The organism is Streptomyces sichuanensis (assembly GCF_020328095.1).
GTDB lineage: Bacteria > Actinomycetota > Actinomycetes > Streptomycetales > Streptomycetaceae > Streptomyces > Streptomyces cinnamoneus.
Window position 1 is genome coordinate 45,366 of the sequence record NZ_JAIXMK010000009.1, and the last position, 23,568, is coordinate 68,933.

A 23,568-nucleotide genomic window follows, 5' to 3' on the forward strand; every position below is an offset into this window, starting at 1 on the left:
GGAGCCCATGACGACGATGACGCTCGATCCGCTTGCCGTAGCCACCGGTACGGCCGATGACGTACGGCGCAGTGAGCTCGCCGCCTTCCTGCGGTCCCGCCGCGAGCGCATCAGCCCCGAGCAGGCGGGCCTGCCGCGCGGCCCCCGCCGCCGCACCCCCGGCCTGCGCCGCGAGGAGGTCGCCCAGCTCGCCGCCGTGGGCGTCACCTGGTACACGTGGCTCGAACAGGCACGGGACATCCAGGTATCGGCACAAGTGCTGGACTCCATCGCCCGCGCCCTGATGCTCGACCGGGGCGAGCGCGGCCACCTCTTCGCCCTGGCCAACTCCACCGACCCGCTGCCCGAGACCGACTGCCCGGGCATCACCCCCGCACTGCGCGCCCTGCTGGAACAGCTGGAGCCGTTCCCGGCCTGCATCCAGAACGCGCGGTACGACATCCTCGCCTACAACCGCACCTACCGGCACCTGCTGTGCGACCTCGACGCCGTACCGCCGCAGGACCGCAACTGCCTGTGGCTCTACTTCACCCACCCCGACTGGCGCGCCGGAACCGCCGACCGGGACGAGGCCACCCGCGCCATCACCGCCAAATTCCGGGCCGCCATGGCCGAGCACCTCACCGAACCGGCCTGGAAATGCCTGCTCAAGCGGCTGCAGGACGCCTCGCCGGAGTTCCGGCAGCTGTGGGCACGGCACGAGGTGATCCACCCCACCGTCCAGCGCACCCGGCACCTGCTCCAGCCGCGGGTGGGCATGCTGCGCCTGGACTACACCAGCCTGTGGACCGGCCCCCAGCCCGGTGCCCGGCTGCTGACCTTCACCCCGGCCGACGAGGAGACCCACGAGCGGCTGCAGCGGCTGCTCGCCCTCGTCCGGGCCGAGGAGCCGCTCGCGCGCACCGCGGGCTAAGGACCTCCGGCCCGCCCGCCGGCTCGCCCGAATGAGGGACAATGGACGGTCCGCCCGTTCCCGCACGACTTCGAGGAAGCCCGCTCCATGACGCTCCAGATCGGTCCGCACTCGGTGCAGCCGCCGGTGGTCCTGGCCCCCATGGCGGGGATCACCAACGCGCCCTTCCGCACGCTGTGCCGTGAGTTCTCCGGCGGCAAGGGGCTCTTCGTCAGCGAGATGATCACCACCCGGGCGCTGGTCGAGCGGGACGCCAAGACCATGCGGCTGATCCACTTCGACGGCGCCGAGAAGCCCCGCTCCATCCAGCTCTACGGCGTCGACCCGGTGACCGTCGGCAAGGCCGTCCGCATGATCGTGGACGAGGACCTGGCCGACCACATCGACCTGAACTTCGGCTGCCCCGTCCCCAAGGTCACCCGCAAGGGCGGCGGCTCGGCCCTGCCGTACAAGCGCAACCTGCTGCGCTCCATCCTGCGCGAGGCCGTCGGCAACGCCGGCTCCCTCCCCGTGACCATGAAGATGCGCAAGGGCATCGACGACGAGCACATCACCTTCCTCGACGCCGGCCGCATCGCCGTCGAGGAGGGCGTCACCGCCATCGCCCTGCACGGCCGCACCGCCGCCCAGCACTACGGCGGCACCGCCGACTGGGAGGCCATCGCCCGTCTGAAGGAGGCCGTGCCGGAGATCCCCGTGCTCGGCAACGGCGACATCTGGAGCGCCGACGACGCCGTGCGCATGATGCGCGAGACCGGCTGCGACGGCGTCGTGGTCGGACGCGGCTGCCTGGGCCGCCCCTGGCTCTTCGGCGACCTCGTGGCCGCCTTCGAGGACGGCGCCGACGCCACGTACGCCCAGCCCTCGCTGCGCGAGGTGGCCCGGGTCATGCTGCGCCACGCGGAGCTGCTGGGCGAGTGGCTGGAGAACGAGGAGCGCGGAGTCATCGACTTCCGCAAGCACGTCGCCTGGTACACCAAGGGCTTCTCGATCGGCTCGGAGGCCCGCAAGAAGCTGGCAATTGCCTCATCTCTGGACGAACTGGGCGCTCTTTTGAGCGAGCTCGATCTGGATCAGCCCTGGCCCGCCGGTGCGGACGGGCCCCGCGGACGGACCTCCGGGCGCAACAAGGTGGTCCTTCCGGACGGATGGCTGGACGACCCGTACGACTGCGCAGTCGTGGGTGCGGACGCCGAACTGGATACTTCCGGCGGGTGAACAGGGCGTGATTCTCGCCACCTCTGATAGGGCCTGCGCTCAGATGAGCGCAAAAATCAGAGGTGCATCTTTCCAAGGGGTGGCACTGCGTGCCACCCCTTTTGGCTTCACTTCCCGACGGCGGACGGTCGAAATCTTCGACGGGCTGCGTTGGAGCGATTGCTTTCGGTCATATTGCGTTCAGGACTTGAAGGAGGTGGGGTGGCGCCTCAAATGAGCGGTCAACTTTCGATCTGCTGGCGGAGGGGTAGTTGCGCCCCCAAGTTGGCGGAGTAGACCTCCTCAGATGCCTTCGATCTGGGTACGCTCCCCGCCGTCAGGTCAGCCCTCCCCCCTCTGCGTCCCGGGAGGCCCCAGTGAGGAGTCGATTCCCGTGCCGGTAACCGAAGATCGCCAGAAGTTCGTCTACGACTTCACCGAGGGCAACAAGGACCTCAAGGACCTGCTCGGCGGGAAGGGCGCCAACCTCGCCGAGATGACCAACCTCGGTCTGCCCGTCCCTCCCGGCTTCACGATCACCACCGAGGCGTGCAAGGTCTACCTGGACGGTGGCCAGGAGCCCCCGCAGATGCGCGACGAGGTCACCGCCCACCTCGAAGCCCTTGAGGCGCGGATGGGCAAGAAGCTCGGCCAGGCCGACGACCCGCTGCTGGTCTCGGTCCGCTCCGGCGCCAAGTTCTCCATGCCCGGCATGATGGACACCGTCCTGAACATCGGCCTCTCCGACGCGTCCGTGACCGGCCTCGCGTCCCAGGCCGGCGACGAGCGGTTCGCGTGGGACTCCTACCGCCGCCTGATCCAGATGTTCGGCAAGACGGTGCTCGGCGTGGACGGCGACCTCTTCGAGGAGGCGCTGGAGGAGACCAAGCGGGCCAAGGGCGCCACCACGGACGTCGAGCTGGCCGCGGAGGACCTCAAGCGCCTCGTCGAGGAGTTCAAGGCCATCGTCTCCAAGGAGACCGGTCGCGACTTCCCGCAGGACCCGCGCGAGCAGATGGACCTCGCCATAAGGGCCGTCTTCGACTCCTGGAACGGCGACCGGGCCAAGCTCTACCGCCGTCAGGAGCGCATCCCCGGCGACCTGGGCACCGCCGTCAACATCTGCTCCATGGTCTTCGGCAACCTCGGCCCCGACTCCGGCACCGGCGTCGCCTTCACCCGCGACCCCGCCAGCGGCCACCAGGGCGTCTACGGCGACTACCTGCAGAACGCCCAGGGCGAGGACGTCGTCGCCGGCATCCGCAACACCATGCAGCTCGCCGAGCTGGAGCAGCTCGACAAGGCGTCCTACGACCAGCTGATGCAGATCATGGAGACGCTGGAGACGCACTACCGCGACCTGTGCGACATCGAGTTCACCATCGAGCGCGGCAAGCTGTGGATGCTGCAGACCCGCGTCGGCAAGCGCACCGCCGGTGCCGCCTTCCGCATCGCCACGCAGCTGGTGGACCAGGGCCTGATCGACGAGGCCGAGGCGCTGCAGCGCGTCACCGGCGCCCAGCTGGCGCAGCTGATGTTCCCCCGCTTCGACGAGAAGGCCACCGCCGACCTGCTGGGCCGCGGCATCGCCGCCTCGCCGGGCGCCGCGGTCGGTCGGGCCGTCTTCGACTCGTACACCGCCGTGAAGTGGTCGCGTTCGGGCGAGAAGGTCATCCTGATCCGCCGCGAGACCAACCCCGACGACCTCGACGGCATGATCGCCTCCGAGGGCATCCTGACCTCGCGCGGCGGCAAGACCTCGCACGCGGCCGTCGTCGCCCGCGGCATGGGCAAGACCTGTGTCTGCGGTGCCGAGGAGCTGGAGGTCGACACCAAGCAGCGCAAGATGACCGCCCCGGGCGGCGTGGTCGTCCAGGAGGGCGACGTCGTCTCCATCGACGGCTCCACCGGCAAGGTGTACCTGGGCGAGGTCCCGGTCGTGCCCTCCCCGGTCGTCGAGTACTTCGAGGGCCGCATGCACGCCGGCGCCGACGACGCCGACGAGCTGGTCCAGGCCGTGCACCGGATGATGGCCTACGCCGACCGCATGCGCCGGCTGCGCGTGCGGGCCAACGCCGACAACGCCGAGGACGCCTCCCGGGCCCGCCGCTTCGGCGCCCAGGGCATCGGCCTGTGCCGCACCGAGCACATGTTCCTCGGCGAGCGGCGCGAGATGGTCGAGCGGCTCATCCTGGCCGACACCGACGCCGAGCGGGAGGAGGCGCTGGGCGCCCTGCTGCCGCTGCAGAAGGCCGACTTCGTCGAGCTCTTCGAGGCCATGGACGGCCTGCCGGTCACGGTCCGCCTGCTGGACCCGCCGCTGCACGAGTTCCTGCCGGACATCACCGAGCTGTCGGTGCGCGTCGCGCTCGCCGAGGCCCGTGAGGACGCCAACGAGAACGACCTGCGCCTGCTGCAGGCCGTGCACAAGCTGCACGAGCAGAACCCGATGCTGGGTCTGCGCGGCGTCCGCCTCGGCCTGGTCATCCCCGGCCTGTTCGCCATGCAGGTCCGGGCCATCGCCGAGGCCGCGGCCGAGCGCATCAACGCCAAGGGCGACCCGCGCGCGGAGATCATGATCCCGCTGGTGGGCACCGTCCAGGAGCTGGAGATCGTCCGCGAGGAGGCCGAGCGCGTCATCGCCGACGTCGAGGCCGCCAGCGGCGCGCACCTCAAGCTGCCGCTCGGCACGATGATCGAGCTGCCGCGCGCCGCGCTGACGGCCGACCAGATCGCCGAGGCCGCCGAGTTCTTCTCCTTCGGCACCAACGACCTCACCCAGACCGTGTGGGGCTTCTCCCGCGACGACGTCGAGGCGAGCTTCTTCACCGCCTACCTGGAGAAGGGCATCTTCGGCGTCAGCCCCTTCGAGACCATCGACAAGGACGGCGTGGGCTCGCTCGTCCGCGCGGCCGCCAAGGCCGGCCGGGCCACCCGCCCCGACCTCAAGCTCGGCGTCTGCGGAGAGCACGGCGGCGACCCGGAGTCGGTGCACTTCTTCCACGAGGTGGGCCTGGACTACGTCTCCTGCTCCCCGTTCCGCATCCCGGTCGCCCGCCTGGAGGCCGGGCGCGCGGCGGCGCTGAACGGCACGGGCGGCGGCAGCGACAGCCGCTGAGCGCCGGATGAGCTCCGGAGCCGCCGATGGGATGACCTCGACCCTCGGACCGTGGCGGCTCCGGTAGAAGGAGGGGCGGCCCCGCGCGGGGGCCGCCCCTTCCGGCCATTCACGGGCAACGGCGCTGGTCCGGACCTTGACGGCGGCCCGGGAGAGGCGTCGTGGGGAGCGTGGGGGCGGTTAACCCGTTCGTAACGCGGCGTACACGCGAAGATCATCGGCCGGGGTCGGCGGACGCGTACGGGCCGGGCCGGCGGCCGGGCGGAACGATGGAGGGGCGGCGCCCGTGCGGGAGCGCCGCCCCTCTTTAACTCCCCCACCGGGAGTTGTTGCCGCCCGCATCGGCTCGGGCGGCAACTCACGTACTCAGCGGCCGCTTTTTCGCTCGCCACCCCCCACGGGAACGAGCGGGTGCGGCCCTGAGTGCGTGAATAGCATTTCGCTTCTGCGATGTTCGCCGCGAGTCCTTTCAACTGTGGCCAAAAGGGCGTGGTAACACCGCGTATCGGTGTGCATACTCAGTGGGCGGGGGGTGGTTGCGGATGTCTCATGTGGGGGTTTGGTGCTGCGTGTCCATTTCACTGGACTCGATCTGGCCCGGTTGCGCCTGGCCGGCGACCCGGACGTGCTCTGGGAAACCGTATTGAGCCTGCACCGGCTCCGGGACAAACAAGGCGAGTCGATCTTCGGTGATTGGCGGTCGGAAACCCGTCCTCGGTTGAATGGTGAAACGCGTCTTCTGGCGCCGCTGGTTCCGCCCCGCGGTTATTTCCCGGACTTCCTGACGCCGCCCGAAGGGTTACTCGGACTGGAGTCCGGCATACAGGCGCTGCGGGCCACGCCCGCCGAGCGGGTGCACGACGAACTGGGCCGCCTGTCCACCGTCCGCACGCTGCCGGCTTGGATACGATCGCTGGCCGAGGGCGACGCGCGCGCCTTCGGCAAGCTCATCAGCGCCCTGCATTCCTACCATCAGGCGGCCATCGCGCCCTACTGGGCGCACATCCAGGCCCAGATCGAGGCCGACCGCGCCGTGCGCGGCCGGGCCCTGCTGGACGGCGGCGCGGACGCCCTGCTGTCCTCCCTGCCGCCCACCATGCGCTGGCAGGCTCCGGTGCTGGAGGTCGACTACCCCGTCGACCGCGACGTGCACCTGGGCGGCCGCGGGCTGCTGCTCCTGCCGTCGTTCTTCTGCCGGCGCACCCCGGTGACGCTGCAGAACGCGGAGCTGACGCCCGTCCTGGTCTACCCCGCCCGGGCCACGTCGGAGACGGCGCCCGTCGTCCCGGCCGCCCCGCGCTCGCTCGGCAAGCTCGTCGGGCACACCCGCTCGGCCGTGCTGGGCTCGATAGGCGGCGGCTGCACGACCAGCGAACTGGCCCGCCGCGTGGGCGTGTCGGCGGCCTCGGCCAGCCAGCACGCGGGCGTGCTGCGCGAGGCCGGGCTGGTGCTGACGCTGCGCAACGGCAGTGCGGTCATGCACACCCTCACCCCGCTGGGGGCGGCCCTGCTGCGCGGCGGGCACCGCGCGCCGCACGGCCGTGCCAGGGTGCAGTCGTCCCTGCCGGAACGTCCCACCTCCGCCACGATGCTGCAGTTCCCCGGGGGATGACCCCCGGGGGTGTCCCTCAGTCGTCGATGCCCGAGCGTTCCACCCCCGCCACGATGTACCGCTGCAGGAACAGGAAGACCACCAGCAGCGGCAGGACGGACACGGCGGCCGCCAGGAACAGCTCGTGGAGGTTGACGGTCTGGGCGGTGGTGAACGTCGACAGCGCCACCTGCACCGTCCAGGAGCTGCGGCCCTGCCCGATGACCAGCGGCCACAGGAAGGCGTTCCAGGCGCCGATGAAGACGATCGTGCCGACCGCCGCGAAGACCGGCCGGGAGTTGGGCACGACCACCCGCCAGAAGGTGCGCCAGTAGCCGAGCCCGTCCACCTGGGCGGCGTCCTCCAGCTCGCGCGGGAAGCCCAGGAAGTACTGGCGGAAGACGAAGCAGGCGAACGCGCTGAAGAGCGTCGGCACGATCAGCCCGCGCAGCGAGGAGACCCAGCCGAGCGAGGAGACCAGCACGAACGACGGCACGAACGTGACCGCCGCCGGGACCATCAGGGTGCCCACGATCGCGTAGAAGACGGCGTTGGCGTGCCGGTAGGGGATGCGGGCCAGGCCGTAGCCGGCGAGGGAGGCGAGCAGCAGCGTGCCGAGGGTGGTCGCCACGGCGATCAGCGAGGAGTTCAGCAGGGCGTGCGCCATGGGCACGTCCGGGTCGGCGAACAGCTCGCGCACGTTCGACCAGCGCGGATCGCGCGGGAAGAGCGTCCAGTCCGGTGCGGTGATCTCCGCCTCGGAGGCCAGCCCGTTGCGGACGAGCAGGTAGAAGGGGATCAGGAAGAGCACGGCCAGCGCGATCAGCAGCGCCAGCCGCAGCGCGCGCCCGGCGCGCACGAGGGCGTCGTCCACGGTGTCAGTGCTCCTCTCTGCGACCGAGCCCCGACCAGCGGGCCTGCACGACGGTCACCACCAGGATGATCAGGGCCAGGATCACCGCGCCCGCGCTGCCCAGGCCCAGGTCCTGCCCCTGGCCGAGCGCGGTGTAGTACAGGTAGACCAGCGGCGGGCGGGCGTAGGGCGGGTAACCGCGGGCGTCCGAGAACAGGTTGTAGAACTCGTCGAACGCCTGGAAGGCGCCCACGACCAGCAACAGCACCACGGCCACCGAGGTGGTGCGCAGGGCCGGGAAGGTGATGTGCCGGAACGTCTGCCACCCCGGCCGGGCGCCGTCCAGCGCCGCGGCCTCGTACAGCCGCACCGGGATGCGCTGTAGCCCCGCCAGGAACAGCAGCATGTAGAAGCCGGCCTGCAGCCAGAGCCGCACGGTGACGATCACGAGCCAGTACCAGGGCGGGTCGGTGGCCGCCAGCCAGGCGACCGGCTCCGCGCCGAACCAGCCGAGGACGGTGTTGGCCAGCCCGAAGCGCACGCCGTTGAAGACCGACAGCTTCCACACCATCGCGGCCACGACGTACGAACAGGCGGCCGGCAGGAAGAAGACGGACCGGAAGAACGCCTGGGCGAAGCGCAGGCGGTTCACCGCCAGGGCCAGGCCCAGGGAGAGCGCGTAGGTGGCCGGCACGATGAAGGCGGTGAACACCGCGAAGGTCAGGAGCGAGGAGCGGAAGGCCGGGTCGCCCAGCATCGCCGTGTAGTTGCCGAAGCCCACGAAGTCGGTGGGGGAGACGGTGTTGTGGGCGTCGAAGAAGCTGAGGTACACGCTCCAGGCGAGCGGTACGTACGTGAAGAGGGCGAGCCCCGCTACGAACGGGCCGACGAACGTCCAGAACCAGAAGGTACGGTTCCGCTGCCGTCGGCGCTCGCCGGCCGGCGCGCTCATGACCCCTTCCGCATGCGCCGCAGCTCGGCCCCGGCCTTGCGGACGGCCGCCCTGAGCTCGGTGCCGGGGTCGGCGCCGCCCTTGATGATGCGGTTGAGGGCGTCCTGATAGGTGGTTTGGCTCGGCGGCGTCCACAAAAGGGGCTGCGCAGGGAAGCCATGGTCCGTGGTGAAGCGGACGATCTCGGCCGCCGGTCCCTTCCTGAGCCGGTCCGCCCGCGCGGCCAGGGAGGTGCGGGCGGGGATGTGGAAGCCGTAGGAGAGGGCGAAGTCCTCCTGGAGGTCGGTGCGCTCGACCCACAGCCACTTCACGAAGGCCCTCGCCGCGTCCCGGTGCCCGCTGCGGGCGCTGACGGCCGCCGACCACGCCCCCACCGGCACCGCGGGCCGCCCGGACGGCCCGTCCGGCGGGAAGGGCAGCACCCCGAAGTCGTCGCCGTGGGCCCTCGTGATCTGCGGCAGCGCCCACAGCCCGGACCACTGCATCGCCGTGAGCCCCTGCACGAAGGCCGACGGGTCGGCCCAGTCCGTCGGCGCGCCCAGCAGCAGTGACCTGTCGGCGTAGAGCCGGTGGAACTTGCCGAGGGTGCGGGCGGCGGCCGGATCGTCGAAGCCCACCGCACCCCCGTCGGTGACGAGCGAGAGCCCGGCGGCGTGCAGGGGAGTGCCCCCGAGGACGCCGGCGCCCCCGTCGTTGCCGAGGAAGAGCCCCTTGACCTTGGCGGTCGTGAGCCTGCCCGCCGCGTCGACCAGCTCGTCCAGGCTGCGCGGCGGCCGCACCCCGGCGGCCTGCAGCAGGCTCTTGCGGTAGTAGAGCACCTGCGTGTCGACGAGCTGCGGAACGCCCCAGACGCGGCCGTCGTAGGTCTTGGGCGCGAGGACCGCCTGGCCGAAGTCGTCCTTGACACCGGCGATCACGTCGGTCAGGTCGACGATCTGCCCGCTGTGGATCTGGTCGAGCGTCGGGCCGCTCACCTCCAGGACGTCGGGTCCGGAGTCGGTCAACAGGGCGGCCGAGGACTGCTGTTCGTAGTTGCCCGGACGCCACTCCACCCGGACGTCGGCGCGCTCGTACAGGGCGGCGTACCGCCCGACGGCCTGCCGGGTGCCCGCCTCGCCGTACTGGTGGTACCACTGCGACAGGCGGGGTCTGCCCGAACCGCCGCCGCCACGGCCGGTGTTCGTGCCGCAGGCGGTGGCGGTACCGCCCGTCAGTGCGAGGCCGGCGGCGCCGGCCATGAGCGTTCTGCGATTGATCGGCATGTCGGCTCTCCCTCGGCATCGGGACCGTACGGATCAACGATCAACGATGGAGGCGGATGACGACAGTGCCGTTACCGCCGCGTGCCGGCCTTCCCCGGCACGGGCCGCACCATGCCCGGCTGCCGGGTGTCGATCCGGAACCGCAGCCGGCAGATCACCGCGTCGGTGTCCCGGCGGACCGCGTGGGCGACGACGGCGCCGCGCTGGTTCTGCAGCAGCCGCTGCCACAGGCGCGCGGGCTCCACCTCGGGGATGAGCACCGTGACCCGGACGTCGGGGTGCCGGTCGGCCAGCCCGCGGACGTACGCGACGATCGGGCGGCCCAGGGCGCGGCCGGGGGCGGGCAGTTCCACGAGGTCGACGCCGGGGCTCCACAGCTCCCAGTCGCGGCGCAGCGACTCCGCCGCCCGCCGACCCTCCGCATCGGGCTGGGTGACGGTCACGGCCACCACCTCGTCCCCGAGCGACACCGCGGCGGTCAGGGCCTTGCTGGTCAGCCGGGACAGCGAGGAGACGGGCACGACCACCACCGAGCGGCAGCGCCGCGGGGCCTCCGGCACCCGGCCCAGCTCCAGGCGCTCGCCGATGCGCGCGTACGCCCGGTGGACCGCCTCGAAGGCCAGCACCAGCAGGGGGAGCGCCACGACGATCAGCCAGGCGCCCTCGGTGAACTTCGTGGCCGTGACGACCACGGCCGACACCCCGGTCAGCACGGCCCCGAAGCCGTTGAGCAGCGCCTTGCCGCGCCACCCGGCGGAACGTTCCTGCCGCCAGTGGCGGACCATGCCGACCTGGCAGATGGTGAAGCCGACGAACACCCCGATCGCGAACAGCGGCACCAGCGTGTTGACGTCACCGCCGGAGAGGACCAGCAGCAGCGCCGAGACGGCCGCCAGTGCCAGTACGCCGTGCCGGTGGACCTGGCGGTCCGCCTTCAGCCCGAAGACGTGCGGCAAGTAATTGTCGCGGGCCAGCAGGCCCATGAGCACCGGAAGCCCGCCGAAGGAGGTGTTCGCGGCCAGCGCCAGCAGCACCACGGTCGCGAACTGCACGACGTAGAACGCCCCGTTGTGCCCCAGTGAGGCGTCCGCGAGCTGGGCGAGGACGGTGACGCCCTCCACCGGCTGCAGGTGGAAGCGGCCGATGAGGACGGACAGCCCGATCAGCATGACGCCCAGCAGCGCGCCCAGCGCGACCTCCGTGCGCTGGGCACGACGGGCGGCCGGGGCACGGAAGGACGGCACGGCGTTGGCGACCGCCTCCACGCCGGTGAGCGCGGAGCAGCCGGCGGCGAACGCCTTCAGCAGGAGCAGGGCGCCGACGGTCGTGGCATCACCGGCCAGGGCGGAGGCGTGGCCGGCGGCGGCCTCGGTGCTCACGGGCGCGTCACGGAAGAGACCCACGACGATCAGGACCAGGATCGAGCCCACGAACACGGCGGTCGGCACGATGAACGCCTTCGCCGAGTCTACGATGCCGCGCAGGTTCACGCCCGTCACCAGGGCCAGGACGCCCAGGCAGATCCACAGCCGGTCGCCGTACAGGGAGGGGAAGGCGGAGGTGAGGGCGGCGACACCGGCGGTCACCGACACGGCCACGTTCAGCACGTAGTCCAGGACGAGGGACGCCGCGGTGAACAGGCTCGTCCGCCGGCCCAGGTGCCGCTTGGCGACGGCGTACGACCCGCCGCCGTCGGGGAACGCCGCGATGACCTGCCGGTAGGAGGCGACGAGCACGGCCAGCAGGGCCGCGATGGCGAGCGTGACCGGCAGCGTGAACCCCAGGCCGTGCGCCCCGGCCGCCGCCAGCACGAGGACGACCGCCTCCGGCCCGTACGCCACCGACGCCATCGCGTCCAGCGACAGGGCCGCAAGGCCCTGGGTGGCGGTCAGCCGGTGCCGGTCCTCCTCGGCGGTCCGCGCGGCGCCGGTATCCGGCGGTTCCTCACCCGTACCCGAGGCGTGCTCCGAGTGGGCCACTGTGGTCATCTTTTGTCGTACCTCCGAGGTGTCGGAGGCTCAGACTGCGCCGCGGCCCACGGGGCCGCTCCCGGCCTTGGCGGCGTCTTGGCGCATTTCGGCGGGATCCGTACGCGTTCTTGACGCCGTGCGAGGTCAGGGCGTCAGCATGCCGCAAGGATTGGCCAAGACCGCGTCAGCGCGACGTCAACACGCGCCGGGGTGCCGACCCGACGGCTCTAGCGTCACCACCATGGGACGGCGACAGACAGTAGGGGCGCGTGCACGCGTGCGCGAGGCTTACGGCCGGCACCACCCCAAGGCACGCCCCTCCGCGGGCGGCGCGCCCGGAGGCGTCCGGGCCTGGGACCGCAACTGGCGGCGCGAGGCCCGTACCGCCTGGTGGTGCGGGCTGTCGCTCGGCGGGGTGCTGCTCCTCGCCGACCTCGCCCGCGGCGGCCTCGACTGGGAGCGCGGCTGTTCCTGGACGGCCATCGGCGCGGCGCTCGTCGCCGTGCTGCGGCCGCCGCGGATCACCGCCGGCGAGGACTGGCTGGCGGCGCGCGGACTGCTGCGCGAGCACCGCGTGCGCACCGACCTGCTCACCCAGGTGCGTCGCGCCGACGGCGTCGCGCCCCGGCTGGTCCTGCGCGACGTCGGCGGCAACCGCGTCGAACTGGACCCTGCGGTGCTCGCCGCCAACCCGCTGCTGTGGCACCGCCTCGACGCCGGCGCCCGCCGCTCCCGCGAGCGCGGCCTGCTGCGCGAGGGCGCCGTGCCGCTGGCCGCGCTGGCGGCCCGTATCGACGGGGAGGGCGCGCGGAGACTGCTGAAGTCCGCGGGCCTGGAGTAGAGGAAGGGCCCGGCCCGTACGGCGTCGAACGGCGTCGAGGGCCGCCTCACCGGGGCACCCGTCACCCGTAGACGACCCCCGTCAGCCGCTCCGACGCCGCCCAGAGGCCCGCGCTCGCCCGGTCGTCCAGCGTCCACCGCGCCCGCACCGAGCGCACGGGCGCGCCGCGCCACAGCTGCACGCGCGGCCCGAAGAAGTCGTCCTGCCGCACGTCCGGCGCGGTGGCGGCGTACAACGACGGCAGCGCGCCCTCCTCGGGGCTCTGCGCAACGGCGCGGTTGAGCAGCTCCGCACCCTTCTCCCGCCAGGCGCGCTCCTCCATCCGGGCCCCGGCCGTCTGCAGGTTGGTCGCCGCGTAGCCGGGGTGCGCCGCGGCCGCCACCACGCCCGAGCCCTCCGCCGTCAGCCGCCGCGCCAGCTCGTGCACGAAGAGCAGGTTCGCGCTCTTGGAACGCCCGTAGGCGATCCAGCGCCGGTAGCGGTGCTCCATCTGCAGGTCCCGCGGGTCGACCGTCCCCAGGAAGTGCAGCCCGCTGGAGACGGTGATCACGCGCGCCCCCGGAGCGGCCGCGCGCAGCCGCGGGAGGAGCAGCCCGGTCAGGGCGAAGTGGCCGAGGTGGTTGGTCCCGAACTGCATCTCGAAGCCGTCCACCGTCCGGCGGTGCGGCAGCGCCATCACCCCGGCGTTGTTGACCAGCAGGTCGACCCGGTCCTCCACGAGGTCCTCCGCGAAGGCCCGTACGGAATCCAGGTCGGCGAGGTCCAGCTGCGCGAGCCGCAGGTCGGCGCCGGGCGCCTGGGCCCGCATCAGCTCCTCGGCCGCCTTGCCGCGCGTGGCGTCCCGGCAGGCCAGCACCACCCTCGCCCCGCGCCGGGCGAGTTCCCGGGCGGTGACGTAGCCGATGCCGCTGTTGGCGCCGGTCACCACGGCGGTGCGGCCGCTCTGGTCGGGGATGTCGCTCGTGCTCCAGCCGTTCATGTCCGCTGCGCTCCTCCTCTGCGATGGGCGCCGGCCCGGCACCACGGGGACCGTTCTACGACCGGTGCCCGGCGATGGCCAGGCGCACCAGCATGCCGACCAGTTCCCGGTCGTCGACCCCCACCCAGTACCCCTGGCGTCCCGCCAGCAGCGCGCTGGTGAGGTCGTCACCGGGCTCGGCGCGGCGGCGGGCGACGACGTGGCCGAGGACGTGGGCCATGTCGCGCTCGATGGCCGTCGTTTCGGCCGCCGACGCCGCACCGGCCAGCCTGCCGGTCATCCGGTGCAGGTTCTCCCGTAAGCCCGGGTCGACGCCCAGGAGGTCGCAGGCGTGGACGGGCCGTTGGGCATCGGTGCGGTGGGACGTGACGGTGCTCTGCAGCATGCTGACTCCCGGTGCTGAGGCGGCGGGTGAGGTCATGCAGGCCATGCTGCCCCGCCAAAGCCGTCCGACTCCCCCAAAACGCCGGGAGATTGGCAAGACAACTCGACATTCGGTCACCGGAGCGACGCGGGCGGGCCTCCGCGCCCCGGCGCGTCCGGTCCCGGTGCCCGGAAGTACGGCCTCCCGCGGGGTGCCCGTACGATCCGCCGGTGACCCCGGACATATCCCTGACAACGCTGATCGTGCTCTGTCTGGCCGCGGCCGCGGCCGGGTGGATCGACGCCGTGGTGGGCGGAGGCGGCCTGCTCCAACTCCCCGCGCTGCTCGTGGGACTGCCGCACACGGCACCCGCGCACATCCTCGGCACCAACAAGGCCGTCGCCATCTGCGGCACGACCGCGGCCGCCGTCGCCTACGCCCGCAAGGCCCCCCTCGACCTGCGCACCGCCGTGCGCATCGGCCTCGCCGCGCTCGGCGGCTCGCTGGCCGGGGCGTTCTTCGCCTCCGGCATCAACAGCGCCGTCCTGCGCCCCCTGATCATGGCCGTGCTGCTGGCGGTCCTCGCCTTCGTCCTCCTGCGGCCCGCCTTCGGCACGGCCGTGGCGCCGGCCGCCCCGGTGACGCGGCGCCGCGTGCTGGCGGCCGTCCTGGTGGCCGGGCTCGGCATCGGCTTCTACGACGGGCTCATCGGCCCCGGAACCGGCACCTTCCTCGTGCTCGCGCTGGTCGGGATCCTGCACATGGACCTCGTCACCGCCTCCGGCACCTCGAAGATCGTCAACGTCTGCACCAACGTGGGCGCGCTGGTGACCTTCTCGGCCCAGGGCGCCGTCCTGTGGCAGGTGGCGGCGCCGATGGCCGTCTTCAACCTCGCGGGCGGCACCGTGGGCGCGCGCATGGCACTGAAGCGCGGGAGCGGCTTCGTCCGGGGCGTGCTGGTCGTGGTGGTGGTGTCGCTGGTGTGCAAGCTGGCGTACGACCAGTGGGGCGGCTGAGGACGGCCGAGGGGGGACGGGCCGGACGGTCCGGACGGTGCCGGCGGGCCGGACGGGACGGGCAGGGGCAGCCGGTGCAGGATTGACGGATTTGTCGTGCATTCGTACGACCGACAGTGCGGAAAGCAGTCCGGTGCACGGCGATCCGGGGCCGTGCGGTTAGCCTGTCGACTACCTTCCCGACGTGCTGGGGGTGCCTGTGCCTTTCTCCCGGTGGAGCCGGGCCCGGTGGGTCCGGGCCGTCCTCGCGGGGCTGTACGTGGTCGCTCTTGCGGCTGCCGTCCCCCGGGGCGCCGGCGGACACGGACGGGACGGCAGCTGGTCGAGCGCGGAGGCCCGGCGGTTCTGGGGCCCGACGAGGATGTCCGCCGCCGCGGACGGCGACGACGACCGCGACGCCGACGAGCCGGCCCAGCGCATCACCGGCAGTGCCCGCCACTTCGACGGCGTGCCCAGTGTCGGGGTGCTGTTCTACGTCGGCGAGGACATGCGGGACCACCACTGCACGGCCAGCGTGGTCCACAGTCCCAAGGGCAACCTCATCATCACCGCCGGCCACTGCGGCCTCGGCGAGGACGCGGCCTTCGTCCCGGACTACCGGCGGGGCGAGCGCAAGCAGCCGTACGGGGTGTGGGCCGTCGACCGCGCCTTCACGGACCCGCGCCGGGACGACTACGGCGACGGCTCCGACCTGGACTTCGCCTTCGCCACCGTCAGACCCGACGGCCGCGGCCGCCCGATCGAGCGCGTCACGGGCGCCAACCGTCTGGTCCGCACGCCCGGCGACGTCAACCGCGTCACCGTCATCGGCTATCCCAGCGCCGACAGCGACCCCGCCGACCAGGCCGTCCGCTGCACGACCATGACGAGCCGGCTCCCGGGCCACCAGCAGCTCGTCATGCGCTGCGAGGGCTTCTTCTCCGGCACCTCGGGCAGCCCCTGGCTGACCCACTTCGACGAGCGGACGAGAACGGGCGATCTGATCGGCGTCCTCGGCGGCCTCAACGGCGGCGGCCCCGACGGCGAGGACAGCGACCGGATCTCGTACAGCCCGCTGAACGGCGACGAGATCTTCAAGCTGTACCTGGACGCCATCAACGACCGCGAGCCCCGGCGGGCCTGATGCCGCGTCCGTGACGGGAACCCGCCAGTGGCGGCGTTCCGGGGGCGCGGCGCGGTGGTGCCCGGCACGGTGTCCTTCTCACCCACAGGAGGGGGCCGGCCGTGCAGGGAGTGGGACAGCAGCGCAGAGCGGGTAAGCGGAGGGGGGCCGTCGTCATCGCGGCGGTGGCCCTGGCCCTGCTGGCTCCGGCCGGAACGGCCGCCGCGGGGAGCACCGGCCCGGTACCGGCCGGGCAGCCGGCCGCCGGGCAGCCGGGCGCCACCCGCGGCGACGACGGCCCGGCCCGGCACCGGCTGCGCGCCCGGGTGCTCGCCACGCTGGAGGGCACCGACGTCGCCCGTGCCCTCAACCGGCACGGCGACGTGGTCGTGCGCGAGGCGTCGGGCGAGGCCGGAGTGTGGAACCCGGTGACGGGACGCCGCCGGGCCCTCCAGGGGCAGGGAACGCCCATGGACATCGCGGACGACGGCCGGGTCGTGGGGGTGTCGGGGACGGAGCTGGTGATGTGGGACCCCGACGGGGCCATGACCTCCCTCGGCATCCCCGCGGGCGAGGAGCGGGTCGGCCTGGCGTCGCTGGGGGAGGACGGCACGGTCCTGTTGTCGGCGTCCCACATGGTCCTGCCGCCGGCGATCGCCCACCCGCGCCCCCTGACCGCCCGCTACCGCTGGCAGGCCCGGACGGGCTTCCAGCTCGTCGCCGGGCCCAGCGACGGATACCCGCGGGCCCTGAACGACGAGGGACTGATCGTCGGCACGGGGCCCACGCACGGCACCGCCTGGCACCCCGACGGCGGCACCGACACGTACACCGCGTCCTCCGCCGACGTCTCGCGGACCTGGCTCAACGCGGTCAACAACAGCGAGGTGGCGGTCGGCGCACAGGAGCGGCCGGGCCGCAGGTACACGGCGACGCGCTGGACCGCCCCCGACACCCCGCAGGAGCTGGCCGACCTGGGCTTCGGCGGCGAGGCCCGGCTGATCAACGACCGCGGCTGGATCACCGGCACCGTCCGGACCGGCACCGACCAGGTGCTCGACAACGTCCCGGCGGTCTGGGACCCGCGCGGCACGGTGCACCGGCTGGACGAGATGCTGAGCCTGCCGCAGGGCACCGTGCTGGAGAGTATCGAGGCCCTCAACGACCGCAAGCAGATGCTGGTCCTGGTCCGTGAGACATCCGGTCCGCGCTGGCAGACCCTGCTGGTCCAGCTCGACTGACGAGCCCGACGGGACCGCCGAGCCCGCCGGGACCGGCGGAAGCTCCCCGGCCCCGGCCCGTCGGCCCTGTCAGCCCGCCAGCGCCCGCTCCACCCCGGGCTCGTGCGGGCCGAGGAACGCGGGCCGGGGCCGTACGAACGCGTCGAGCGCGGCCTTGCCCGCCGCGAAGACCTCACGCGCCCCGCCCGCGTACCAGGTGATGTCGTGCTTCGCCGTCACCCCGACGCCGTAGGAGTCGATGCCCGCCGCCTTGCACAGCGCCAGCGCGCGGCGTATGTGGAAGTCCTGGGTGATCAGCACCGCCCGCTTCACGCCGAAGATGCGCTGGGCGCGGGCGCACGAGTCCCAGGTGTCGAAGCCCGCGTAGTCGCTGACGATGCGGTCGTCGGGCACCCCGCGCTTCGTCAGATACGCGCGCATCGCGTCCGGTTCGTCGTAGTCCGCGCGGCTGTTGTCGCCCGTCACGAGCACCACGCGGATCGTGCCCTTGCGGTAGAGCTCCACCGCGGCGTCCAGCCGGTGCGCGAGGTACGGCGACGGCTCGCCCTGCCACAGGCCCGCGCCGAAGACCATCGCCACTGGTGCCTGCGGCACCTCGTCGATGGCCCGGATCCGGGGCGTACCGGCCGCGTACACCCAGGTGGCGGGCAGCAGCGCCAGCACGCTGGAGGCCATCAGCACCCACAGCGCGCGCCGCCTGCCGCCCCTGGTCGCCGGCAGCCGCAACCGCAGCAGCAGCCGTAGACGACGGCACGCCATGCGCACCGGACCCGCCGCATTCATGAGACCTCCCCGTTCGGGAGAGATCAACGTCGCAGCGCTCCCCGTGGTTCCCGGACTCCCGGACGGATGCCCACCGCAGGTGTCCGGGGGCCCCGGCGCCCTTCCCCCGCCGCACGCGCATCGCTGCTGTCACACCCTGCGGCTACCGTCGGGAGTATGAACGGCAGCACAGCAGGGACCGCGACAGAAAAGCCCGGCATCGCCGGATACGAGCCGTCCGACGTGGAGCGCTGGGCCCCCGAGCCCGACAAGCGCCCGGGCCGCACGGCGTTCCAGCGCGACCGGGCCCGGGTGCTGCACTCCGCGGCGCTGCGCCGCCTCGCCGGCAAGACGCAGGTCGTCACGCCGGGCGCCAGCGACCGGGGCTGGGACGCCAGCCCCCGCACCCGCCTGACCCACTCCCTGGAGTGCGCCCAGGTCGGCCGGGAGCTGGGCGCGGCCCTCGGCTGCGACCCGGACCTCGTCGAGGTCGCCTGCCTGGCGCACGACCTCGGCCACCCGCCCTTCGGGCACAACGGCGAGCAGGCGCTCGACGAAGTTGCCGCCCCCTGCGGCGGCTTCGAGGGCAACGCCCAGTCGCTGCGCCTGCTGACCCGGCTGGAGCCCAAGCGCTTCGTGCCCGACCCGGCCACGGGCGAGCTCGTCAGCGTCGGCCTCAACCTCACCCGCGCCGCCCTCGATGCCGCCACCAAGTACCCCTGGCCGCGCGGCGGTCACCCCACCGACCCGGCGTCACGCAAGTTCGGCGTCTACGCCGACGACGTCCCCGTCTACACCTGGCTGCGCGAGGGCGCCCCCGCCCACCGCCAGAGCTTCGAGGCCCAGGTCATGGACTGGGCCGACGACGTCGCCTACTCCGTGCACGACGTCGAGGACGGCCTGCACGCCGGCCACCTCGACCCGAACGTCCTGCTCGCCGAGGCCGAGCGCCGCGACGTCTTCGCCGTCGCCGCCGGCCGCTACGCGCCGGGCGCGGACCACGAGGAACTCGCCGAAGCCCTCGACCGCCTCCTGGAGCAGGAGTGGTGGCCGCACGGCTACGACGGCTCCGCCGTCTCCCAGGCCCGCCTGAAGGACGCCACCAGCCAGCTCATCGGCCGCTTCTGCCTCGCCGCCGAAGGGGCCACCCGGGCCGCGTGGGGGCCCGGCCGGCTCACCCGCTACCGCGCCGAGCTGGTCGTACCGCGGGGGACGCGGCTGGAGTGCGCGGTGCTCAAGGCCGTCGCCGACCGGTACGTCATGCAGCGCGAGGACCAGGAGAAGCTCCGCGCCGAGCAGCGCGTGGTCATCGCCGAGCTCGGCGAGGCGCTCGTCGCCCGCGCCCCCGACGGCCTCGACCCGCAGTTCCGCACGCTGTACGCCGAGGCCGCCGACGACGCCGGGCGGCTGCGCGCGGTCGTCGACCAGATCGCCGCCCTCACCGACGCCACCGCGCGCTCCCTGCACGCCCGGCTCACCGGGCCCGGCCGCGCCCGGCAGCCCGCCCCGCCGGACGGCCCCCGGGGATGACCCCGGCAGGCCCTTGCGGCCGGCGGCCGGTCCGGGGTACTCCCTCTACCGGCGGCAGTCCGGGTGCGGGACGCTCGGCAGTGGCGCTTTTCGTCCGGGGGCGACAACCGCAGACGTCTCGACCGTGACGTACTGCGTGGCAGCGAGGAGGCAGCAAGTGGTGGACGCACACCAGACGTTCGTCATCGTCGGAGGGGGCCTGGCCGGCGCCAAGGCGGCCGAGACCCTCCGCAGCGAGGGCTTCACCGGCCGGGTGATCCTCATCTGCGACGAACGCGAGCACCCCTACGAGCGCCCGCCGCTCTCCAAGGGCTACCTCACGGGCCGCGACGCGCGCGACAGCGTCTTCGTCCACAAACCCGACTGGTACGCCAAGGCCGACGTCGAGCTCCACCTCGGCCAGCCCGCCGTCCACCTCGACCGTGCGGCCAAGTCCGTGCGCCTGGGCGACGGAACCCTCGTCCACTACGACAAGCTGCTGCTGGCCACCGGCGCCGAGCCCCGCCGCCTGGACATCCCCGGCACGGGCCTGGCCGGCGTCCACCACCTGCGCCGCCTCGCCCACGCCGAGCGGCTGCGCGGCGTGCTGTCCTCCCTCGGCCGCGACAACGGCCACCTCGTCATCGCCGGCGCCGGCTGGATCGGCCTGGAGGTGGCCGCCGCCGCCCGGGGCTACGGTGCCGAGGTGACCGTCGTCGAGCCCGAGCCGACGCCGCTGCACACCGTCCTCGGCCCCGAGCTGGGCCAGCTCTTCACCGACCTGCACACCGAGCACGGCGTCCGCTTCCACTTCGGCGCCCGCCTCACCGAGATCGCCGGCCACGACGGCATGGTCCTGGCCGCCCGCACCGACGACGGCGAGGAGCACCCCGCCCACGACGTCCTGGCCGCCATCGGCGCCGCCCCGCGCACCGCCCTCGCCGAGGCCGCCGGCCTCGCCCTCGTCGACCGGGCCGACGGCGGAGGCGTCGCCGTCGACGCCTCGCTGCGCACCTCCGACCCCGACGTCTACGCCGCCGGGGACGTCGCCGCCGCCGAGCACCCCTGGCTCGGCACCCGGCTGCGCGTCGAGCACTGGGCCAACGCCCTCCACGAAGGCCCCGCCGCCGCCCGCGCCATGCTCGGCCAGGAGGTCTCCTACGACCGGGTGCCCTACTTCTTCTCCGACCAGTACGACGTGGGCATGGAGTACTCCGGCTACGCGCCCCCCGGCTCCTACGACCAGGTGGTCTGCCGCGGCGACGTCGGAAAGCGCGAGTTCATCGCCTTCTGGCTGCGCGAGGGCCGGCTGCTCGCCGGGATGAACGTCAACGTGTGGGACGTCGCCGGGACCGTCCAGCGCCTCATCCGCTCCGGCGCCCGCCTCGACGCCGAGGCCCTGGCCGACCCGGGCGTCGCCCTCGACTCGCTGGACGCGTCATGAGAGCGCCGGTCACGGGCCCCGCGCGCACCGCGCTCGTCCCCGTCGCGGAGATCTTCGCCCTGCGCCACGCCGTGCTGCGGCCCGGCCTGCCCGCCGCGGCGGCCGTCTTCCCCGAGGACGCCGCGCCCGGCACCTTCCACGTCGCCGCCTACGACGGGGCGGGGACGGTACGGGCCTGCGTCACGTTCCTCCCCGAGCCGCTGCCCGGCACGGGCGAGAGCGCGTACCGCTTCCGCGGCATGGCCAGCGACCCGGCCGTGCGCGGCCACGGCCACGGCGTCGCCGTCCTGCGGGCGGGCCTCGCCGAGGCCGCGGCCCGTGGCGCCGCCCTGGTGTGGTGCAACGGCCGCACCTCGGCCCGCGGCTTCTACGAGCACCACGGCTTCGAGGTGCGCGGCGAGGAGTTCACGGTCGAGGGCGTCGGACCGCACTTCGTCTTCACGATCAAGCTGCCCGGGAGCGAGGCGGAGACCGGGGCGGACGGCGGTGTCGGCGGGTCACCGTAGAATTCACGCGTGGCAGGCAGGATCAACGATGACGACGTGAAGGCGGTCCGGGACGCGGTCCCGATCGACGCCGTCGTGTCCGAGTACCTCCAGCTGCGCAACGCGGGCGGCGGCAACCTCAAGGGACTGTGCCCCTTCCACGACGAGAAGTCCCCGTCCTTCCAGGTCAGCCCGGCCAAGGGGCTCTTCTACTGCTTCGGCTGCCAGGAGGGCGGGGACACCGTCGACTTCATCATGAAGATCGACCACCTCTCCTTCTCCGAGACCATCGAGCGCCTCGCCTCCCAGGCCGGCATCACGCTGCGCTACGAGGAGGGCGGCTACACCCCCGGCCGCCAGCAGGGCGAGCGCATCCGCCTCGTCGAGGCCCACAAGATCGCCGCCCAGTTCTACGCCGAGCAGCTCGGCAGCGCCGAGGCGGAGATCGGCCGGAAGTTCCTGGCCGGCCGGGGCTTCGACCAGGCCGCGGCGCAGCACTTCGGCGTCGGCTACAGCCCGGCGGGCTGGGACCACCTCACCCGCTTCCTGCGCGGCAAGGGCTTCAGCGACAAGGAGCTGCTGCTCTCCGGCCTCGCCCAGGACAGCCGCAGCGGCAAGCCCATCGACCGCTTCCGCGGCCGCCTGATGTGGCCCATCCGCGACATCACCGGCGAGGTCATCGGCTTCGGTGCCCGCAAGCTGCGCGACGACGACAACGGCCCCAAGTACCTCAACACCCCCGAGACGGCGATCTACAAGAAGTCGCACGTCCTCTACGGCATCGACCTCGCCAAGAAGGACATCGCCAAGAGCAACCGCGCCGTCGTCGTCGAGGGCTACACCGACGTCATGGCCTGCCACCTCGCGGGCGTCACCACCGCCATCGCCACCTGCGGCACCGCCTTCGCCGGCGACCACATCAAGATCCTGCGGCGGCTGCTGATGGACAACTCCGCCTCCGAGGTCGTCTTCACCTTCGACGGCGACGCCGCCGGCCAGAAGGCCGCCCTGCGCGCCTTCGAGGACGACCAGAAGTTCGCCGCCGAGACCTCCATCGCCATCACCCCCGGCGGCATGGACCCCTGCGAGCTGCGCCTGGCCCAGGGCGACGCGGCGGTGGCGGCCCTCGTGGACTCCCGCACCCCGCTGTTCGCCTTCGCCATCCGCCAGGTCGTCGCCCGGCACAACCTGGACACCGCCGAGGGCCGCGCCGCCGCCCTGGAGGCCGCAGCCCCGATCGTCGCGAACATCAAGAACGGCGCCATCCAGCACGAGTACGCCGTCCAGCTCGCCGGCATGCTCGGCATCCTGGACACCCAGTTCGTCGTCCGCCGCGTGGGCCAGCTGGCCCGCTGGGCCCGCGAGCGCGGCCAGCGCCCCGACGCCCGCACACCGCACCGCGCCGCCCCGCCGGCCGCCGCCCCGCAGCCGCAGGCGACGGCCCCCCGCGGTCCCGCGCTCAACCTCCGCAGTCCCGCGGCCCTCACCGAGCGCGAGCTGCTCAAGCTCGCCCTCCAGCGGCCCGAGCTGGTCGCCCCCGCCTTCGACGCCTACGGCGAGGACGAGTTCACCGCACAGCCCTACGTCGCCGTCCGCCGCGCCATCGAGCAGGCCGGCGGTGTCACCGACGCCCCCGGCGACTACCTCGCCGCCGTCCGGGACGCCGCCCCGGACGACACCGTGCGCGCCCTGGTCACCGAGCTCGCCGTCGAGGCCATCCGCAGCAAGAACGTCGACGAGACCTACGCCGGCATGCAACTCGTCCAGGTCCGCCTGCGGGCCGTCGAGCGCCGCATCCAGGACGTCCAGGCCGGCCTGGTCCGCCTGGGCAGCCAGGCCGACCCGGCCCACCTGACCGCCGTGCAGAACGAACTGTGGGTCCTGGAGCAGTACGGCCGCTCCCTGAAGGACCGCGGCGCCGCCGCCCTGTAACGGCCCTCCCGGGGGCCCGGCAGCGCTCCGGACCCGG

Annotated in this window: 19 protein-coding genes; 12 read left to right on the top strand and 7 right to left on the bottom strand. The window is 73.0% G+C overall.

Features of this window, described 5'->3' with window-relative positions:
• The first annotated feature begins 7 nt into the window (after window positions 1-7).
• The 4 genes from LE181_RS05100 to LE181_RS05115 all read left to right on the top strand — a co-directional run bounded on the left by LE181_RS05100 (window position 8) and on the right by LE181_RS05115 (window position 6,840).
• Window positions 8-913: a helix-turn-helix transcriptional regulator gene (locus tag LE181_RS05100; RefSeq protein WP_225659882.1), complete on the top strand. Its 906-nt coding sequence runs from the start codon at window positions 8-10 to the stop codon at window positions 911-913.
• Between the two features lie 87 nt (window positions 914-1,000).
• Window positions 1,001-2,131, top strand: coding sequence for a tRNA dihydrouridine synthase DusB (gene dusB, locus LE181_RS05105; protein WP_225659883.1), 1,131 nt, complete (start codon window positions 1,001-1,003; stop codon window positions 2,129-2,131).
• 373 nt (window positions 2,132-2,504) lie between these two features.
• Window positions 2,505-5,228 carry a pyruvate, phosphate dikinase gene (gene ppdK / locus LE181_RS05110; RefSeq protein ID WP_225659885.1) on the top strand — a complete coding sequence of 908 codons (2,724 nt, stop codon included), beginning with the start codon at window positions 2,505-2,507 and terminating at the stop codon, window positions 5,226-5,228.
• A gap of 562 nt (window positions 5,229-5,790) precedes the next feature.
• Window positions 5,791-6,840, top strand: a complete 1,050-nt coding sequence (locus LE181_RS05115; RefSeq protein ID WP_225659887.1) for an ArsR/SmtB family transcription factor — start codon at window positions 5,791-5,793, stop codon at window positions 6,838-6,840.
• Window positions 6,841-6,856: 16 nt separating this feature from the next.
• Here the strand turns inward: LE181_RS05115 and LE181_RS05120 are convergent, their stop codons facing one another.
• The 4 genes from LE181_RS05120 to LE181_RS05135 form a co-directional block, all read right to left on the bottom strand.
• Window positions 6,857-7,693 (bottom strand): carbohydrate ABC transporter permease, encoded by an 837-nt coding sequence (locus LE181_RS05120; protein WP_225659889.1) that lies wholly within the window; start codon window positions 7,691-7,693, stop codon window positions 6,857-6,859.
• A gap of 4 nt (window positions 7,694-7,697) precedes the next feature.
• The gene (locus tag LE181_RS05125; protein WP_225659890.1) at window positions 7,698-8,624 is read right to left on the bottom strand and encodes a carbohydrate ABC transporter permease; all 927 of its coding nucleotides are present in this window, start codon (window positions 8,622-8,624) and stop codon (window positions 7,698-7,700) included.
• Window positions 8,621-9,886, bottom strand: coding sequence for an ABC transporter substrate-binding protein (locus LE181_RS05130; RefSeq protein WP_225659892.1), 1,266 nt, complete (start codon window positions 9,884-9,886; stop codon window positions 8,621-8,623). Before LE181_RS05130 ends, LE181_RS05125 begins: the two co-directional genes overlap by 4 nt.
• Window positions 9,887-9,957: 71 nt before the next feature.
• Window positions 9,958-11,874, bottom strand: coding sequence for an APC family permease (locus LE181_RS05135; RefSeq protein ID WP_225659893.1), 1,917 nt, complete (start codon window positions 11,872-11,874; stop codon window positions 9,958-9,960).
• A 223-nt stretch (window positions 11,875-12,097) separates the two neighbouring features.
• Here LE181_RS05135 and LE181_RS05140 point away from each other — a divergent pair, with 223 nt between their 5' ends.
• On the top strand, window positions 12,098-12,697 hold the full coding sequence (locus LE181_RS05140) for a hypothetical protein (protein WP_225659895.1): 600 nt from the start codon (window positions 12,098-12,100) through the stop codon (window positions 12,695-12,697).
• 61 nt (window positions 12,698-12,758) lie between these two features.
• On the opposite strand, the gene LE181_RS05145 is transcribed toward LE181_RS05140, so the two are convergent.
• Both LE181_RS05145 and LE181_RS05150 read right to left on the bottom strand, forming a co-directional pair.
• Window positions 12,759-13,676, bottom strand: a complete 918-nt coding sequence (locus LE181_RS05145; RefSeq protein WP_225659897.1) for an oxidoreductase — start codon at window positions 13,674-13,676, stop codon at window positions 12,759-12,761.
• Window positions 13,677-13,731: 55 nt separating this feature from the next.
• Window positions 13,732-14,061 (bottom strand): cytochrome P450 family protein, encoded by a 330-nt coding sequence (locus tag LE181_RS05150; RefSeq protein ID WP_225659899.1) that lies wholly within the window; start codon window positions 14,059-14,061, stop codon window positions 13,732-13,734.
• Window positions 14,062-14,270: 209 nt separating this feature from the next.
• Here LE181_RS05150 and LE181_RS05155 point away from each other — a divergent pair, with 209 nt between their 5' ends.
• The 3 genes from LE181_RS05155 (at window position 14,271) to LE181_RS05165 (ending at window position 17,399) form a co-directional block, all read left to right on the top strand.
• On the top strand, window positions 14,271-15,056 hold the full coding sequence (locus tag LE181_RS05155) for a sulfite exporter TauE/SafE family protein (protein ID WP_225659901.1): 786 nt from the start codon (window positions 14,271-14,273) through the stop codon (window positions 15,054-15,056).
• 184 nt (window positions 15,057-15,240) lie between these two features.
• Entirely contained in the window at window positions 15,241-16,179 is a 939-nt protein-coding gene (locus LE181_RS05160; protein ID WP_225659902.1) for a trypsin-like serine peptidase, read from the top strand.
• Between the two features lie 101 nt (window positions 16,180-16,280).
• A complete protein-coding gene (locus LE181_RS05165) occupies window positions 16,281-17,399 on the top strand; it encodes a hypothetical protein (protein WP_225659903.1) in 1,119 nt (372 codons plus the stop codon).
• 69 nt (window positions 17,400-17,468) lie between these two features.
• On the opposite strand, the gene LE181_RS05170 is transcribed toward LE181_RS05165, so the two are convergent.
• Window positions 17,469-18,182: a SanA/YdcF family protein gene (locus LE181_RS05170; RefSeq protein WP_225659904.1), complete on the bottom strand. Its 714-nt coding sequence runs from the start codon at window positions 18,180-18,182 to the stop codon at window positions 17,469-17,471.
• Window positions 18,183-18,338: 156 nt separating this feature from the next.
• Here LE181_RS05170 and LE181_RS05175 point away from each other — a divergent pair, with 156 nt between their 5' ends.
• The 4 genes from LE181_RS05175 (at window position 18,339) to dnaG (ending at window position 23,531) form a co-directional block, all read left to right on the top strand.
• Window positions 18,339-19,691 carry a deoxyguanosinetriphosphate triphosphohydrolase gene (locus LE181_RS05175; protein WP_225659905.1) on the top strand — a complete coding sequence of 451 codons (1,353 nt, stop codon included), beginning with the start codon at window positions 18,339-18,341 and terminating at the stop codon, window positions 19,689-19,691.
• Window positions 19,692-19,848: 157 nt separating this feature from the next.
• On the top strand, window positions 19,849-21,114 hold the full coding sequence (locus tag LE181_RS05180; RefSeq protein ID WP_225659906.1) for an NAD(P)/FAD-dependent oxidoreductase: 1,266 nt from the start codon (window positions 19,849-19,851) through the stop codon (window positions 21,112-21,114).
• A complete protein-coding gene (locus LE181_RS05185; RefSeq protein WP_225659907.1) occupies window positions 21,111-21,620 on the top strand; it encodes a GNAT family N-acetyltransferase in 510 nt (169 codons plus the stop codon). Before LE181_RS05180 ends, LE181_RS05185 begins: the two co-directional genes overlap by 4 nt.
• Window positions 21,621-21,629: 9 nt before the next feature.
• Window positions 21,630-23,531 carry a DNA primase gene (gene dnaG / locus LE181_RS05190; protein ID WP_225659908.1) on the top strand — a complete coding sequence of 634 codons (1,902 nt, stop codon included), beginning with the start codon at window positions 21,630-21,632 and terminating at the stop codon, window positions 23,529-23,531.
• The last annotated feature ends 37 nt before the right edge of the window (window positions 23,532-23,568 follow it).

Excerpts from the sequence above, each read along its gene's own strand:
- LE181_RS05100 (WP_225659882.1), top strand. The coding sequence starts at position 8 with ATGACGACGATGACGCTCGATCCGCTTGCCGTAGCCACCGGTACGGCC.
- LE181_RS05185 (WP_225659907.1), top strand. The coding sequence starts at position 21,111 with ATGAGAGCGCCGGTCACGGGCCCCGCGCGCACCGCGCTCGTCCCCGTC.
- LE181_RS05140 (WP_225659895.1), top strand. The coding sequence starts at position 12,098 with ATGGGACGGCGACAGACAGTAGGGGCGCGTGCACGCGTGCGCGAGGCT.
- dusB (WP_225659883.1), top strand. The coding sequence starts at position 1,001 with ATGACGCTCCAGATCGGTCCGCACTCGGTGCAGCCGCCGGTGGTCCTG.
- LE181_RS05175 (WP_225659905.1), top strand. The coding sequence starts at position 18,339 with ATGAACGGCAGCACAGCAGGGACCGCGACAGAAAAGCCCGGCATCGCC.
- LE181_RS05150 (WP_225659899.1), bottom strand. The coding sequence starts at position 14,061 with ATGCTGCAGAGCACCGTCACGTCCCACCGCACCGATGCCCAACGGCCC.
- LE181_RS05135 (WP_225659893.1), bottom strand. The coding sequence starts at position 11,874 with ATGACCACAGTGGCCCACTCGGAGCACGCCTCGGGTACGGGTGAGGAA.
- LE181_RS05125 (WP_225659890.1), bottom strand. The coding sequence starts at position 8,624 with ATGAGCGCGCCGGCCGGCGAGCGCCGACGGCAGCGGAACCGTACCTTC.
- LE181_RS05145 (WP_225659897.1), bottom strand. The coding sequence starts at position 13,676 with ATGAACGGCTGGAGCACGAGCGACATCCCCGACCAGAGCGGCCGCACC.
- LE181_RS05130 (WP_225659892.1), bottom strand. The coding sequence starts at position 9,886 with ATGCCGATCAATCGCAGAACGCTCATGGCCGGCGCCGCCGGCCTCGCA.
- LE181_RS05170 (WP_225659904.1), bottom strand. The coding sequence starts at position 18,182 with ATGAATGCGGCGGGTCCGGTGCGCATGGCGTGCCGTCGTCTACGGCTG.